The 13,361-nt window shown below is 71.0% G+C and carries 11 protein-coding genes and 2 pseudogenes; 7 read left to right on the top strand and 6 right to left on the bottom strand.

Translation table 11 applies throughout. The annotated features are described in order from the left end of the window. Positions 1 to 24: 24 nt before the first annotated feature. The gene (locus ACFVYI_RS34675) at positions 25 to 903 is read right to left on the bottom strand and encodes an SDR family oxidoreductase (RefSeq protein WP_387892927.1); all 879 of its coding nucleotides are present in this window, start codon (positions 901 to 903) and stop codon (positions 25 to 27) included. Positions 904 to 952: 49 nt separating this feature from the next. On the opposite strand from ACFVYI_RS34675, the gene ACFVYI_RS34670 reads away from it, so the two are divergent. Genes ACFVYI_RS34670 through ACFVYI_RS34660 form a run of 3 tightly spaced genes read left to right on the top strand, consistent with a single transcriptional unit; the run spans position 953 to position 5,165 of the window. Continuing rightward, positions 953 to 1,999 carry a zinc-binding dehydrogenase gene (locus ACFVYI_RS34670; protein ID WP_387892925.1) on the top strand — a complete coding sequence of 349 codons (1,047 nt, stop codon included), beginning with the start codon at positions 953 to 955 and terminating at the stop codon, positions 1,997 to 1,999. Then, positions 1,996 to 4,176: a beta-galactosidase gene (locus ACFVYI_RS34665; protein WP_387892924.1), complete on the top strand. Its 2,181-nt coding sequence runs from the start codon at positions 1,996 to 1,998 to the stop codon at positions 4,174 to 4,176. The genes ACFVYI_RS34670 and ACFVYI_RS34665 overlap by 4 nt, the downstream gene beginning before the upstream one ends. Beyond that, entirely contained in the window at positions 4,173 to 5,165 is a 993-nt protein-coding gene (locus ACFVYI_RS34660) for an ROK family protein (protein ID WP_387892922.1), read from the top strand. Before ACFVYI_RS34665 ends, ACFVYI_RS34660 begins: the two co-directional genes overlap by 4 nt. Before the next feature lie 25 nt (positions 5,166 to 5,190). On the opposite strand, the pseudogene ACFVYI_RS34655 reads toward ACFVYI_RS34660, so the two are convergent. Next, positions 5,191 to 5,307 (bottom strand): annotated as a pseudogene (locus ACFVYI_RS34655) (family 1 glycosylhydrolase); the annotation flags it as partial. A 997-nt stretch (positions 5,308 to 6,304) separates the two neighbouring features. On the opposite strand from ACFVYI_RS34655, the pseudogene ACFVYI_RS34650 reads away from it, so the two are divergent. From ACFVYI_RS34650 to ACFVYI_RS34640, 3 genes and pseudogenes are all read left to right on the top strand, one after another. Next, positions 6,305 to 6,448 (top strand): annotated as a pseudogene (locus ACFVYI_RS34650) (NADPH:quinone oxidoreductase family protein); the annotation flags it as partial. A gap of 100 nt (positions 6,449 to 6,548) precedes the next feature. Next, positions 6,549 to 7,235 (top strand): zinc-binding alcohol dehydrogenase family protein, encoded by a 687-nt coding sequence (locus ACFVYI_RS34645; RefSeq protein WP_387892921.1) that lies wholly within the window; start codon positions 6,549 to 6,551, stop codon positions 7,233 to 7,235. Between the two features lie 103 nt (positions 7,236 to 7,338). Beyond that, positions 7,339 to 8,190: an IclR family transcriptional regulator gene (locus tag ACFVYI_RS34640; protein WP_387892920.1), complete on the top strand. Its 852-nt coding sequence runs from the start codon at positions 7,339 to 7,341 to the stop codon at positions 8,188 to 8,190. A 608-nt stretch (positions 8,191 to 8,798) separates the two neighbouring features. On the opposite strand, the gene ACFVYI_RS34635 is transcribed toward ACFVYI_RS34640, so the two are convergent. Together ACFVYI_RS34635 and ACFVYI_RS34630 are read right to left on the bottom strand one after the other, a co-directional pair. Then, positions 8,799 to 9,026, bottom strand: coding sequence for a hypothetical protein (locus ACFVYI_RS34635; protein ID WP_387892918.1), 228 nt, complete (start codon positions 9,024 to 9,026; stop codon positions 8,799 to 8,801). Positions 9,027 to 9,158: 132 nt separating this feature from the next. Beyond that, the gene (locus tag ACFVYI_RS34630) at positions 9,159 to 10,322 is read right to left on the bottom strand and encodes a hypothetical protein (protein WP_387892916.1); all 1,164 of its coding nucleotides are present in this window, start codon (positions 10,320 to 10,322) and stop codon (positions 9,159 to 9,161) included. 139 nt (positions 10,323 to 10,461) lie between these two features. On the opposite strand from ACFVYI_RS34630, the gene ACFVYI_RS34625 reads away from it, so the two are divergent. Further along, positions 10,462 to 11,649 carry a glycosyltransferase gene (locus tag ACFVYI_RS34625; protein WP_387892915.1) on the top strand — a complete coding sequence of 396 codons (1,188 nt, stop codon included), beginning with the start codon at positions 10,462 to 10,464 and terminating at the stop codon, positions 11,647 to 11,649. Positions 11,650 to 11,710: 61 nt separating this feature from the next. On the opposite strand, the gene ACFVYI_RS34620 is transcribed toward ACFVYI_RS34625, so the two are convergent. Together ACFVYI_RS34620 and ACFVYI_RS34615 are read right to left on the bottom strand one after the other, a co-directional pair. Then, complete coding sequence (locus tag ACFVYI_RS34620; RefSeq protein ID WP_387892913.1) at positions 11,711 to 12,157, bottom strand: low molecular weight phosphotyrosine protein phosphatase; 447 nt, start codon at positions 12,155 to 12,157, stop codon at positions 11,711 to 11,713. Continuing rightward, entirely contained in the window at positions 12,154 to 13,209 is a 1,056-nt protein-coding gene (locus tag ACFVYI_RS34615) for a DegT/DnrJ/EryC1/StrS family aminotransferase (RefSeq protein WP_387892912.1), read from the bottom strand. The genes ACFVYI_RS34620 and ACFVYI_RS34615 overlap by 4 nt, the downstream gene beginning before the upstream one ends. Between the last annotated feature and the right edge of the window lie 152 nt (positions 13,210 to 13,361).

Genomic DNA, 13,361 nt, shown 5'->3' with positions numbered 1-13,361 from the left:
GGCCGGCATGCGGATGGCAGGCCATCAGGTGGGCGGCAGACCCGCCAGGTGGGCGAGCGCGGAGTCCAGTCCGGGACCCAGCAGGCGGTGCCGGGTGCTGCGCAGCACCAGCCGCGGCGGGCGGCGGCAACCGGAGTGGGCCTCCTGCCCGTGGGCGGCCACCACCTGGGTGGGCAGGTCCAGTGCCTGCCGGACCCTGGACATCAGCTCGAATCGGGTCACCACATCGCTGCCGCCGTAGTGCACGACACCCGTGCGGTCCCACAGCCGGGCCAGGGCCGGGCCGAGGCTGGGAAGGTAGACGGGGGCGCAGACCAGGTCCGTCCGGGCAGTGGTGGTCGGCCGGGCCAGTCGCGCCAGGAAGGTGTTCGACCAGGGGCCGCGTCCGAAGACCAAGGGGATCCGTACGACCAGGTGTCCGCCGTCGGCGAGCACCAAGTCCTCGGCTGCCGCCTTGGTCCGCCCGTAGACGTTGACGGGCGACCGGGGGTCCTCCTCGGTGTACTGGTGGCGGGTGCCGTCGAAGACGTTGTCGCTGGACAGGAGGACCAGCTTCGCCGCCGAGCCGCGCACGGCATCCAGCAGCACCTCGACGGGACGGACGTTGAGGCGGTGGGCCAGCTCCGGGTCGGCTTCGGCCGCCTCCAACGGGACCAGGCCGGCCGCGTGAACGACCAGGTCGAAGCCGCCGGCCACCAGCGCCGCCAGTTGCCGCTCGTCGCACAGGTCCACCTGGACCAGCCCCGCGATCGACCGGGTGCCGAAGGTGCCGACGACCTCGTGGCGGGGTGTCAGGTAGGTCCACAGGCCGCCCCCCACGAACCCCGACGCGCCGAGCAGCAGGATCCTCAGGCACGAGTTCGAAGGGAGTTCGCTCCCGTCCGGCCGTCGAAAAATGCTCATATCGGGCACTTTATGACACTTCTGGTGAGAGATCCGATGGGAGGCTTTGATGAAGGCCATCGTTTTCGACGACGTGGGCCTGGCGGGCATTCACGATCGCGAGGTCCCTTCCTTCGACGTCGGCGAGGTCCTGGTCAAAGTGGCCGCCACCGGTATCTGCGGCACGGACCGGGCGATCCTGCTGGGCGAGTTCCCGGCGCGACGCGGTGTGGTGCTGGGGCATGAGGCGGTCGGCGCGGTGGCCGCGGTCGGGTCCGGCGTCAGCTCGGTGACGCCGGGCGACCGTGTGGTGATCAACCCGACGTACTACTGCGGCCGGTGCCGTCTCTGCCGCCGGGGGATGCCGGCGCACTGCGTGGCGAAGGAAGGCCGGGAGGTCGGCGTCGACCGGGACGGGACGATGGCCGACTTCGCCGTCGTGCCCGAGCGCTTCGTCCATCAGCTGCCCGCCTCGGTGTCCTACCGGCGAGGGGCCCTGGTGGAACCGCTCGCCTGCGTGCTCAACAACCTCAGGGAAGCTCGGCTGCGGTGTGACGACCAGGTGCTCGTGCGCGGTGCCGGCCCCATCGGCGCACTGTGCGCGATGGTCCTGGCACGGCGCGGCGCCAGGGTGACACTGACCGAGCGCGATCCGGGGAGGGCGGAGATCGCCCGCCTGATGCTGCCGCGAACGGTGCGGGTACTGGCCCCGGAGGAGGCGGCCGGGTCGGGCAGGCCGGTATCCGATGTGGTCATAGATACGACAGGGTCGGTTCCGGGTGACGTCCTGAGCTCGGTGGCGGCCGGGGGCACGGTCGTGGTGATGGGCGAGCGGGATGCCGGCGTCGCCACCGTCCCGCTGAGGGCTCTGGTGACCAGAGGGATCCGTCTGGTGGGGGCAGGACCGTACCGGCCGACGGACTTCGAGCTGGCGGTGGACCTCGCACGGGATCTGCCACTCGAAGAACTGGTGACCCACGTGCTGCCGCTCGAACGGTATGCCGAGGCCCTGGCGCTGCTGGCGGTCGCACCAGACGGGCCGGGCCGGTCGTCGCCCGGCCGCGGTTACAGCGCGATGAAGGTCCTGCTCGCCCCGGACGAGAACCCGGCGTCATGAGCGCCGGACGGGGTGGTGAGCGCCCGGCCTTCGTGGACGGAACGCTTTGGCTCGACGGCCGCCCCCGGTTCCTCGTCACCGGCGAGTACCCCTACTACCGGGATCACCGCGGGCGCTGGGCGGCAAAGCTGGGTGCCATGCGCGACGCCGGGATCGAGGTGGTGACCAGCTACGTTCCCTGGCGGCACCACGAGATCACCCAGGGCGGCGACCCGCGGTTGTGCTTCGACCGGGACGGCAACCGCGATCTGGCCGCCTTCCTGGAGCTGATTGCGGCGACGGGCCTGCTCGCACTCTTGAAGCCGGGCCCCTTCGTCCATGCCGAACTGCCCTTCGGTGGACTGCCCGACCGCGTCAGCCCCACCCTCGATCCGGATCGGCACGCCGCACGGTCGGCCGACGGCCGACCGTTGCCCTACCAGCAGTTCGCGCTCCCGTCGGCCCTGGACCCGAGGTTCCTGAAGGACGCTACAGACTGGCTTCGCGCTGTCGGCCGGTTCCTCCAGCCATTCGTTCATCCGCAGGGGCCGGTCGTCGCCGTCCAGATCGGCAACGAGGGGCACTACGGGGAGACCGCCCTACCGATCGACGCGCTCGACTACTCGCAGCCTTGTACCGACGCCTTCGCCCGCTTCGCACCCGGCGTGGAGGCACCCACCCGGGCGGAGTCTGCGCCGTCCCCGAACGGGCTGCTCTCCCTGGTCAGCTGGGGGAAGTGGTCGGCCGAGGTCCTCGCCGCCGGGATGGCGAAGCTGGCCGAGGCGCTCGGGCCGGACATCCCCGTCTTCACCACGTACTCACCGCCGGCCAGGGCCGACCGCGTCCCCGACCGGGCGGTCGGACGGTACGACGCCTGGCTGACCAGGAACAGAGTCGGCGCGCCCACCGCACTGCCGCGCGCCTACACGAGCTGGGCGGGCAATGTGCTGGCGGACGAGGAGGCGCTGGTCAACTACGTGCTGGCGGCCAAAGGGGGACGAGGCCCCAACATCGAGGAGAACTGGGGGCTCCGCTGGGCGGATGCGAGCTGCGCCTTCCCGGTGGTCCCGATCCACCACACCCTGCTCGGCGTGGCGTGCGGAGCGACCGGCATCAGCGTCTATCCGGCCTGCGCCACTGCGGGCTGGGGCGACCACCTCGCGGTGGACCGCTCCTGGTTGACGGAGACGGCCGGCGATCCCGCGCAGTTCGATCCGCCGTACGGGGACGCCGCTCCGATCCTGGTCGACTCCGGCCCCGGCCCGGCCTTCGCCGCCGTACAGGTGCTGACCCACTTTCTGGCCGGCCAGCAGGACGTGCTGGCCGTCTCCCGCCCGGAGCCCGGAGTGCGGTGGGGTGTCCATCCTCCGTACGCGGCAATCGGTGCGTGGCACCGGGCGACGAGCCGGCGCGGCGGCGGGGCCGCGGATCGGCCCGTGCCCTCGGCCGGTCGGACCTTGCTGCCCTTCGTCACCCACTGCCTGCGACGCAACCTGCCCTTCCAGTTGGAGGAACTGACCGGCCGAGTCGCACTCGGTCCTGATGCAGGGCCACTGGTCACCGTGTCCGGCCGCTTCATGGAGCAGGCACTGCAACAGCGGCTCGCCAGGTTCACCGAGCAGGGCGGGTCGCTCCTCCTGCTGGGGGAACTCCCCCACCTGGACGAGCACCTGCGCCCCTGTACCGATCTGGCCGATGCGGTGCGGCGATACGCCGCGCCGCCGGACGAGCCGGCCAGGGTGCGCGCGGTGGCCCTCGGAGGGAAGCCCGTCGGAACGGCCGTCGAGGAGTGGCTCGGCGGGAGCAGCGGCGTACCTAGGCGTACCGGGCCGCAGGAGTGGCTCGAACTGCGCAGGACCACCGCGGAACCCGAGGACGTGCTCGTCTTCCTCTTCAACCGCTCAGGCGGACCCTTGCGGGCACGCACCACGTGCGGGGAGCACGTCGTCGCCGTCGACCTCGTCCGGAACGGATGCGCCGTCGTGCGGGTGTCCAACGGCCGGCTGGGGGCGTGCTACGTGAAGGGGCTGAACGAGCAGACCGGCGCGGGGGTGCCGGTCCGGGTGCGGGTCGGACGCGATCTGCTGAACTCCGACCGGCCGTGCGACCTGTCCGCCGTGCGCGGGCCGGGCGGCTTCGAGCTGCGCACCGCCGGAGTGCAGGGCGAGGCCCGCGTGATCCTGCCGGAGGGGCCATGACATCGTCGTCGCCGTCGCCGCTCCCGGCCGCCGCCCCGGCAGAGGCTGTCGGTGTCGATGTCGGTGCCACGAAGATCGCGGCGGTGCGGGTGACGGCCGACGGCACGGTGTCGGTGCGTGCCCGCTGTGCCACACCGCGCCGCTCGGCGAACGCGCTGGTCGGTGCCATCAGCGACCTGGTGGCACAGGTGCGGAGCAGGCGGGTCACCGCGGTCGGCGTCGGGCTGCCCGGGATGGTCGACGCCCGTACCGGGGCGCTGGCCTTCGCGCCCGGTCTGGACTTCGCGCGGGCTCCGCTTCGGACGCTGATCGCGGACGCGGTGGGACTTCCGGTGGTGACCGACAACGACGCGAACGCGGCCGCGTGGGCCGAGTACCGCCTTGGTGCAGGGCGCGGACATGACCACCTGGTGCTGGTGACGCTGGGTACGGGTCTGGGTTGCGGCGTGGTCGTCGCCGGCCACCTGCTTCGCGGCTCGCACGGCTTCGCGGCCGAGGCCAGCCACCTGACGGTCGATCCCCGCGGCCCACTGTGCGAGTGCGGCAACCACGGGTGCTGGGGAGTGTCGGCGTCCGGCGCCGCCATCGCGAGACTCGGGCGACAGGCCGCGGCGGACCACCCGACATCGCTGCTGGCCCGCCTGATCGGCCAGGCCCCCGCAGGCGCGGGAGAAGCGGTCACCGAGGCCGCCCGCAGCGGCGATGAGCAGGCCCTGGCGATCATGGACCGGGTGGGAACGCTCACCGGCATCGGGCTGGCCGCCATGGCCAACCTGTTCGATCCCTCCGTGGTGATCGTCGGAGGCGGTCCGATCTCCGCAGGAGAACTGCTGCTCGCACCCGCGCGCGCATCGTTCGCCCGCCGGCTCTATTCACCCGGAGACCGTCCGCCCGTGCCCGTGCTGACAGCCCGCTTCGCCAATGATGCCGGCGCGATCGGCGCCGCACTGCTGGCGATCGATCGGCTGCCGGACGAAGGGAGGCTCTGAACTCGGAACCTGACTTCCGTTCATGTCACGCCCTGTGAGTGGCAATCAGGTCGCGATACCAGATGTACGAGGCCCTCGGCATCCGCTTCTGCGTCTCGAAGTCGACGTGGACGAGGCCGAAGCGCTGGTGGTAGCCCTCGGCCCGTCGAACAGGGTGTCATTGTAGTCGCGACCCTCTGCAGCCCCACTGCCGCCCGGCAACCTGCGCCTCACAGCGTCCCCAGCAGCAATGTGAAGCAGAGGCGCCCCGGCCGCCGGCGCCATGGAACTGACCCCCTTGACCCCCAGTCGCCCGGCCATAGCCATCGCTGCACGTCAGACGGTAGACAGCTCGCGCTGTTCGTTCCGCGGAAGGCAACTCAGAGGCGATGGTGAGCAACGCGTGGTCCCCAGCAAGCCCCCATCGGCCCCCATTCCGCTGCACCCCTCAGCCACGCTCCGTGGGCAACCGCATACAAAGTGGCTCGGGATACTCATTAGGCCGCGCTCGCCGATCTCGCTGCAGTGGTGACGCGCCGGGATGGGAGCGGAGCGGCAGGCGAGGGATGGGACATCAGCCACGTCACGGCGCAGCTGCGATGGTGCCGCACCGGGATAGTGCGGAGCGACAGCAGCGCGGTCAGCTTCGTGAGGGTGGTGACGCCACTGCGATGGTGCCGCACCGAGATCCGGCGGCACCGGCGAAACCGGTCGCCTTCCGTCACCGCCATTTCCTGAGACATCGTGATTTGACCTTCCATCAAACGATCGAAGCAGGTCTTCGCCGCGGGGATGACATTAGGTTTAGGCGCGGATATGGGTCAACAAATTCGAGGTATCTACGCGGGTAGCGCCACTCTATTTTCAGGGAGCGAGAAACGATCTTGCAGCGACGGGACGCCAATGCTCCGCAATCAGACGAAGAGGTCAGCCCATCGCCACCCACCTGGTCATCTCACAGTGAGCAAGCAAGCAATCGCAGCTACTCGGAGCTACGTGATCAATACCACTCGATATATGATCTTGGAACTCCGCACCCACCCTCCCCTATATGCACAGGAAGAATCAGCCACTCTTGGCCAGGTATATTCCATCCTCGCAGCGCCATCGGGCGCAATGCTTCGCCTAGAAACCACCATGCAAGATTTAGGGTTTAAAAGATGCGAGCCATTGCCGTGCGGCAGTTCGGCGGTCCCGAAGTGCTGGAACTGTGCGACATGCCCGAGCCCGAGATCCGTCCCGGCCATCTGAAGCTCCGTACCCGCCTGGCCGGCGTCAACTACGCCGACATCCACCTGCGCGAGGGCACGTACCCCGCTCCGATGCCGTGCCCCTTCATCCCGGGCAACGAGGTCATCGGGACCAGCGAGGACGGGCGCCGCTTCGTCGCCCTCGGCCGCGGCGGTGTCGGCCCACAAGAAGCTCGCCTTCGAGGTGCCGGACACCATCAGCGACCACGACGCCATCGCGCTCATGCTCCAGGGCAACACCGCCTGGCACCTGCTCCACACCGACCTGCGCCTGACCGCCGAGGACACCGTTCTCATCCCGGCCGCCGCCGGAGGCGTCGGCTCCCTCGCCGTCCAGCTCGCCAAGCGCGTCGGCGCCAAGGTCATCGCCATGGCCGGCACCGAGGCCAAGCGCACGATCGCCACCGACCTCGGAGCCGATGCCGTCGTCTACTCCTCCACCACCGAGAACCTGACCGAACGCATCATCGATGCCGCCGGCGAACACGTGACCGCCGCACTCGAGATGACCGGCGGAGACGTCTTCCACGCCACCCTCGACGCCCTGACCCCCCGGGGCAGGCTCAGCGTCTTCGGAGCCGTCACCGGGGCCAACGGCCTCGTTCCGATCACCCAGCTCGTCGCCGGGTCCAAGTCCGTGACGGGGTTCTGGCTCCCGAGCCTCTACTCCTCGCGGACCCACCTCAACGAGTCGATGAACGCGTTGTTCACCGCCGTCGCGGACGGCTGGCTCAAGCCGCTCCGCGGCCGGACCTACCGGCTCGGCCAGGCCCGGCAAGCCCACTACGACCTCGCCGCCCGCCTCACCACCGGTAAGACCGTCCTCGACCTGGACAGCTGACCCCCGGGCTTCGAAACCGTCGCCTACCCGCCCACGCGGGTACGGCAGCGACCGTGGCCGCGTCATTGGAAGACCCACCGACCCTCAAACGGAACTACCAACAATGACCAGCACCGTGAACGACAGCGTGCCCGCTCAGCGCCACACTGCCCCGCCAGGCCGACCTGCTTCCTCACTTGCCGCTCGCGCCTACGCCGTCCAGCAGGCCTTCACCCGCCTGCCCGGCGAGGTCCACACCCTGCGCGAGATCGCAGACGCCGCCGGGCTGGACCGGGCCACCACCCACCGCATCCTCCAGACCGGCGTCGCCGACACCGCCGGCGTCTTCGAACAGGTCGGGCGGGGCCTCTATCGCCTCGGCACCGCGACTGCGCGTGCCGGGGTCCAGGCCATGGCCCACTCCCCCAACCCGACCTCCACCCACCACTTCCTTGAGCGGCTCAACCGCGCCACCGGCGGCCTCGCCCTGCTCTACGTGCTCAGCCCACTCGGCGGCGCCCGGAGACTCTGCACCGACTACGCCCTCGGCGACATGGACCCCGCCGAGGTCGGCATGACCGCCGAGGACGTCGTCTCCGTCTCCCGGTCGCTGCGTACCGGCGCGTCCGGGCGGGTCATCCTGGCCCACCTGCCCGAGAGCATCCAGGAGCAGGTCCTCGCCGAGGAGATACCCGCGACCGCCGGCCCGGGCGTCATGCGGGACAACGACGCACTCACTGCCTCGCTCGCGGAGATCCGCCGGCTCGGCTTCGGAGTCGGCCACCAGGAGTGCATGGCCGGCTGGGACTCCGTAGCCGCCCCGGTCCTGTGGCGAGACTCCATCATGGGCGCCGTCCTCATGCTCAAGCCGAGCAGCAACATGCCCGCCGACCTGCGACCGCTGATCTACCACACCCTCAGAACCGCGGAGGACATCAGCCGACTCACCGCGACCCCGCTCTCCGCCGTCGTGTAGGCGCCGCACTGGCCGGCGACTCCCGACGCTGCCGCCCCGCGATCGCCTCGCGGGGCGGCAGCGCTCGACGAGGAACGCCTTGGCCACGATCTCTGACCTCGCCGCCGAAGCTCCCCGGCACATCCTCCCAATCAGCGACGCTCTCGAAGTTGACCGATCCGCACGAGTCAGAGCATCGGGTCACGCACCCCATTACAGATCACTTCACGGCCTGCGGCCCTCGGCTCGCACGACTCGGGTTGCCGGCGGGGCGGGCTGGTGGCGATCTACGCGGAGGCCCTGCACCATGGGCTCCGCCTCGGCGACACCTTCGGCGAGCTGCTCACCGCCGACGGCTCCTGACGGATGGCCAGCCCGACCGACGGCCAGCACCTCCAGGTCGTCACTGGCGGCCCACACCACGTGTGGCAGCAGGCCTGTTTGGTCGAGTTCCTGGCGACCCCGGGCAGTGCCGGCCCCGAATAGGCCCGGGCCGGAGCGCGGGCGCAACCGTCACCGAACTGCTGCGCCGCACCGTCGGGCCCACGTCCGGGCGCAGCGCGGCATCGCCGCCCAGCTGCTCGTCGACCACCTCGGGTCGCGGGCCGCTGCCGGGGCGAAGCTGGGGATCAGCAGGTCGACGCTCTGTGAGTTGTTGTCCGGTCGGTGGGTGTGAGGGCGGCGGAGCATGCTTCGACGAGGCAGTCGAGGCTGTCGACGACGGGCGTGAGCGGGGTGAGGGCGTCGCGCAGGACGGTGAGGTCGGTGCAGCCGAGCAGGACGCCTAGCGCGTCGGGGACGTCGTGCAGTGCGGTTCGCAGCGCGTCCAGGTCGATCGCCTGGAGGTCACCACCCACGCACTGTTGGAGCAGCTGGTCGATGCCCGTTTGCGTGGGGGGCTGGATCAGTTCGATGCCGTGGTCGTTCGCGGTGGCGTAGGCGGCGCTGTTGAGGCTCGTTCCTGTCGCGAGCAGAAGGGGCTTGCTGGGCTACTGGTGGGCGCCGGCGAGTGCGGTCCGGGCGAGGGGGAGGTCGGCGTAGGGGGTGTCGAGGAGGGGGCGGCCGAACATGCGGGCGCCGAGGTGGCGGTAGTAGTCGTCGCGCAGCCTCCACATCGCGCCGGCGAGGATCGACAGCTGGCGGGGCCGGAGCTGTGCGACGGCGGTGGGGTCGACGGACTTGGCGGTCTGGATGACGTCGATGGTGCTGTCGGTGAGGCCGGTGGTGCCCATGCGGTCCCAGATCAGGCACAGGGTGGTGGCGTACCGGGCGCGGTCGTCGGTCAGGAGCAGGCCGGTGTAGGCGAGGAGCGCGAGCTGGTAGGCGGCCATGACGTCGGTGGCCGCGGGGGCGAGGCGCTGCAGTTCGTCCGGGAGGTCGCCGGTCGCGGGGGCGAGGAAGCGGGCGATCAGCCGGATGAACAGGTGGTGGGCGTGGTCGTGGCTCAGGCCGAGGGGGCGGCCGTGTTCGCGGTCGGTGACGAGCTTCTCGACCTGGGCGGCCGGCAGGACCGGCCCCCACTGCGCGCGTGCCTGGGCACTGAGGATGTCCGCGTGGCGGGTGCAGCCGTCGGCGCCGGCCGGGGCGAGGGCGCGCAGGGTCTCCAGGAGGAGTTTGCGGAGGAGGTGGTCGTCGGTGTCGTGCCGGTGTTCGGGTTCGGTGCCGGGCATGAGGTAGGTGGCGAGTTGGTGGGTGATGACCTGGAGGGAGTCGTTGGGGCCGAGGTCGGGGGTGGGGATGGTGGCGGGTCCGATGGTGCTGGTGAGTGGGGAGCTGGCGGCCAGGGCGAGGTCGCGGGCGAAGTGGGAGCGGGCGTGCGGGAGGTCGCTTCGGTACAGCGACCAGGCAGTGGTGGTGATCTGCGGGTAGAGGCGGGTGAGGTGGTCGGTCAGGTTCTGGGCGGTGGTGGTGCCGTCGGCACCGTCGGGCAGGACGAGGGCGAAGTCGATGTCGCTGCCGAGCTCCCAGCGGCCGTTGCGGTTGGTGACGGCGGCTTCGCCGCGGCCGATCGACCCGGACACCAGCAGTGCCGTGCCTGGGGCGGTGCGTTCGATGTGGTCGGCCGCCCGTCGGAAGAGGCTGTTGAGGTGGGCCTGGGCCTGGTCGCGGGCTTCGGCGGCGATGGAGACGGTGTGGTCGAACGCGGGGATCATCGTGGTCTCCCTGGTGTGTGAGGTGGCGGGGTCGGCCGGTGTTCGCGGGCGGGTTGGAGGGAGATGGCCTGCTATCGTCCGCAATGTGCCGCCCCACCGGCTAACTGTGTTGGTGTCAGAGGGATTTGGGAGCTAATACGTGAATAGCGACGGCGTCGAACGCCTTCCGCGGCGGGCCTTTCGGCTGTTGGTGACGGGCGGTGGAACGGGCGGTCACACGTATCCGGCTCTGACCGCGCTGCGGGCTCTGGAGCGGCGCCTGGAGGCTTCGGGGCGGTCGCTGGAGGTGCTGTGGGCGGGGACGGCGGACGGGCTGGAGGCCCGGGTCGCCGCGGCGGAGGGGATCGAGTTCGCGACGGTCGCCACCGGCAAGATCCGGCGTTCGAGCAACCCGTTGAAGATGGTGTCGCCGGCGAACATCCGGGACATGAGCCGGGTGCCGCTGGGTGTTGCCCAGGCGCGGTCGCTGATCTCCCGGTTCGCTCCCGATGTGGTGCTGGCGACCGGCGGCTACGTCGCGGTTCCGGTGGGCGTGGCGGCGAAGATGCGCGGCTGCCCGCTGGTCATCCACGAGCAGACGGTGCGCCTGGGGCTGGCGAACAGGACGCTCGCGCGGCGGGCGACGCGCATCGCGGTGTCGTCCGAGTCGACGCTCGCGCTGCTGGCCGACGGGGTGCGTCCGGCGGCGGTGGTGACGGGCAACCCGGTCCGGCCCGAGGTCCTGACCGGGCATGCGTCGAAGGCGATCGAGGCACTGGGTCTGTGGTCGTTCGACCGGGCCAGGCCCACCGTGTACGTGACCGGCGGCGCCCAAGGGGCGCAACAGATCAACGACCTGGTGCGGGAGGTGCTGCCGTGGCTGTTGTCCCAGGCGAATGTGGTCCATCAGTGCGGTCCGAGTCATGAGGCGGGGTTGCGGCAGGCGGCCGCGGCGCTGCCGGCCGAGCTGGCGGGCCGGTATCTGGTGACTGGGTTCCTGGGTGCGGAGCTGCCGGATGTGCTGGCGCTGGCGGACGTGGTGGTGTCGCGGTCCGGCGCGGGGACGGTCGCGGAGCTGACCGCGCTGGGGAAGGCGTCGGTGCTGATCCCGTTGGGGACGTCGGCGGGCAACGAGCAGGAGCACAACGCGCGTCATCTGCAGGACAGCGGGGCGGCGCTCGCGCTGGTGGGTGAGGCGACGGGCAACGCGCTGCGCGAGGCGGTGGCTCCGCTGCTGGCCGATCCGGCCCGACGTGCCGACATGGCGCTGCGGGCCCGCTCGCACGGTCGCCCGGATGCGGCGGAGCGGTTGGTGGATCTGCTGCTGTCGGTGGCCGCGGGCGGCTGAGGGCCGGCGGGTGGTGCGGCCGGTCCGCCCTGTCGGGGGGCGGACCGGCCGCACCGTGATGTCAGGGCAGGTAGGGGGCGGCCCCGGCTTCAATGACGGCGGCGCTGGCCGCGAACTCGCGGGGGCCCTTGCCCATGGGGTCGGGGACGTCACTGCCGTCGGCGAGGTAGAGACGCAGCTTGTGCTCGTTGCGGGGCCCGGCGATCGGGCGCAGCTGGTCGAGGACGGAGCGGTCCATCGCCAGGACGAGGTCGGCCCAGGTGATGAGGGCCCGGTCGACCTGGGTGGGGTGGTGGTCGGTGAGGTCGTAGCCGAGATGGGCGGCCGCGGTGATCATGTCGGGGTGGGCGGTCTTGCCGACCCACATGTCGATCAGGCCGGCGGTGCGGACGTCGAGGGCGGGGCCGGCCTTGGTGACGAGGACGGCGCCGGCGAGGGGGCTGCGGCAGTAGTTGCCGAGGCACACCGTCAGGATGCGGCGGGCGCGCTCGGGGGTGGGGTTGGTCATCGGTGGGCTCCGGTGCTGGTGAGGGCCTGCTGGAGGGCGGTGGTGACGTGGTGGATGTCGTCGCCGGTGAGGTGCTGGTGGAAGGGGAGCGTCATGATCTGTTCCCCGAGGCGTTCGGTGTCGGGCAGGGGCCGGTGCCAGGGCGTGAAGGCCGGCTGGGTGTGGTTGGGCGGGTAGTGCACGCCGATGCCGTGTTCGTGCATGTGCCGCCAGACCTGGTCGCGGTGGGGGACGGTGATCGCGCACAGGTGGGGGACGGAGTGGTCGACATCGACGTCGACCAGGGTGACGGGCAGGTCGGCGAGTGCGGTGCGGTAGGTGCGCCACAGGTGTCGGCGGGCGGTCTCGGCGGTGGCGAAGTGGGCGAGCTGGACGGTGCCGATGGCCGCGTTGAGCGCGGACATCGGGTAGCGGAACCCGGCGCTGGTGACCTGGTAGGTGGTGGAGGCGGCCCGCTGGTCGGCGCTCGCGGTGATGCCGAGCAGGCGCAGTTCGCGCAGGCGGTCGGCCTCGGCGGTGGTGCGGGGGATGACCATGCCGCCCTGGCCGCAGGTGAGGTTCTTGATCGGGCCGAAGCTGAAGCAGGTCAGCTGTCCGGTGGCGCCGACGCGGCGGGTGCCCTGGTAGGAGCCGAAGGCGTGGGCCGCGTCCTCGATGACGGTGATGCCGTGTTCGGCGAGGTGGGGGTGGATGGGGCCGAGGTCGATGGCGCGGCCGCTGTGGAGGACGGGCATCACCGCGACGGTGTCGGCGGTGACGGCTTCCAGCACCGTGGTGGGGGTGACGCAGGCGGTGGCGGGGTCGACCTCGGCGAAGCGGGGCCGGGCTCCGCAGGCAAGGATGGCCTGGATGCTGGCGGTGAAGGTCAGGGAGGGCACGATCACCTCGTGGCCTCGGCCGATCCCGGCGGCCACGAGCGCGGTGTGCAGGGCGGCGGTGCCGGTGGCCACAGCGACGGCGTCGGGGACGCCGAGGAAGCGGGCGACGTCTCGTTCGAAGGTCTCGGTGACGGCGGTGTGGCCGTAGTGGCCGCTGTCCAGGACGCGGGCCACGGCCTGGTGCTCGGGTCCGTACAGGTAGGGGCTGGCGTTGCGGGTGGCGTCGGGCCGCTGAAGGACTCCGTTGGGAAATCCGCAAAGCGGTGATGGCTGCTTGTCGGGACTGCCAGGATCGGATTGCTGTCGATCGAGGAGGTCGGGTGTCG

Source organism: Kitasatospora sp. NPDC058218, from assembly GCF_042882445.1.
GTDB lineage: Bacteria > Actinomycetota > Actinomycetes > Streptomycetales > Streptomycetaceae > Kitasatospora.
The sequence above is the reverse complement of the archived record's forward strand: the minus strand, read 5'-3'. Positions and strand labels throughout refer to the sequence as shown.

What these genes read in the sequence shown, in the direction of transcription:
- ACFVYI_RS34675 (WP_387892927.1), bottom strand. Translation starts at nt 903, where the DNA reads ATGAGCATTTTTCGACGGCCGGACGGGAGCGAACTCCCTTCGAACTCG.
- ACFVYI_RS34670 (WP_387892925.1), top strand. Translation starts at nt 953, where the DNA reads ATGAAGGCCATCGTTTTCGACGACGTGGGCCTGGCGGGCATTCACGAT.
- ACFVYI_RS34665 (WP_387892924.1), top strand. Translation starts at nt 1,996, where the DNA reads ATGAGCGCCGGACGGGGTGGTGAGCGCCCGGCCTTCGTGGACGGAACG.
- ACFVYI_RS34660 (WP_387892922.1), top strand. Translation starts at nt 4,173, where the DNA reads ATGACATCGTCGTCGCCGTCGCCGCTCCCGGCCGCCGCCCCGGCAGAG.
- ACFVYI_RS34640 (WP_387892920.1), top strand. Translation starts at nt 7,339, where the DNA reads ATGACCAGCACCGTGAACGACAGCGTGCCCGCTCAGCGCCACACTGCC.
- ACFVYI_RS34630 (WP_387892916.1), bottom strand. Translation starts at nt 10,322, where the DNA reads ATGATCCCCGCGTTCGACCACACCGTCTCCATCGCCGCCGAAGCCCGC.
- ACFVYI_RS34620 (WP_387892913.1), bottom strand. Translation starts at nt 12,157, where the DNA reads ATGACCAACCCCACCCCCGAGCGCGCCCGCCGCATCCTGACGGTGTGC.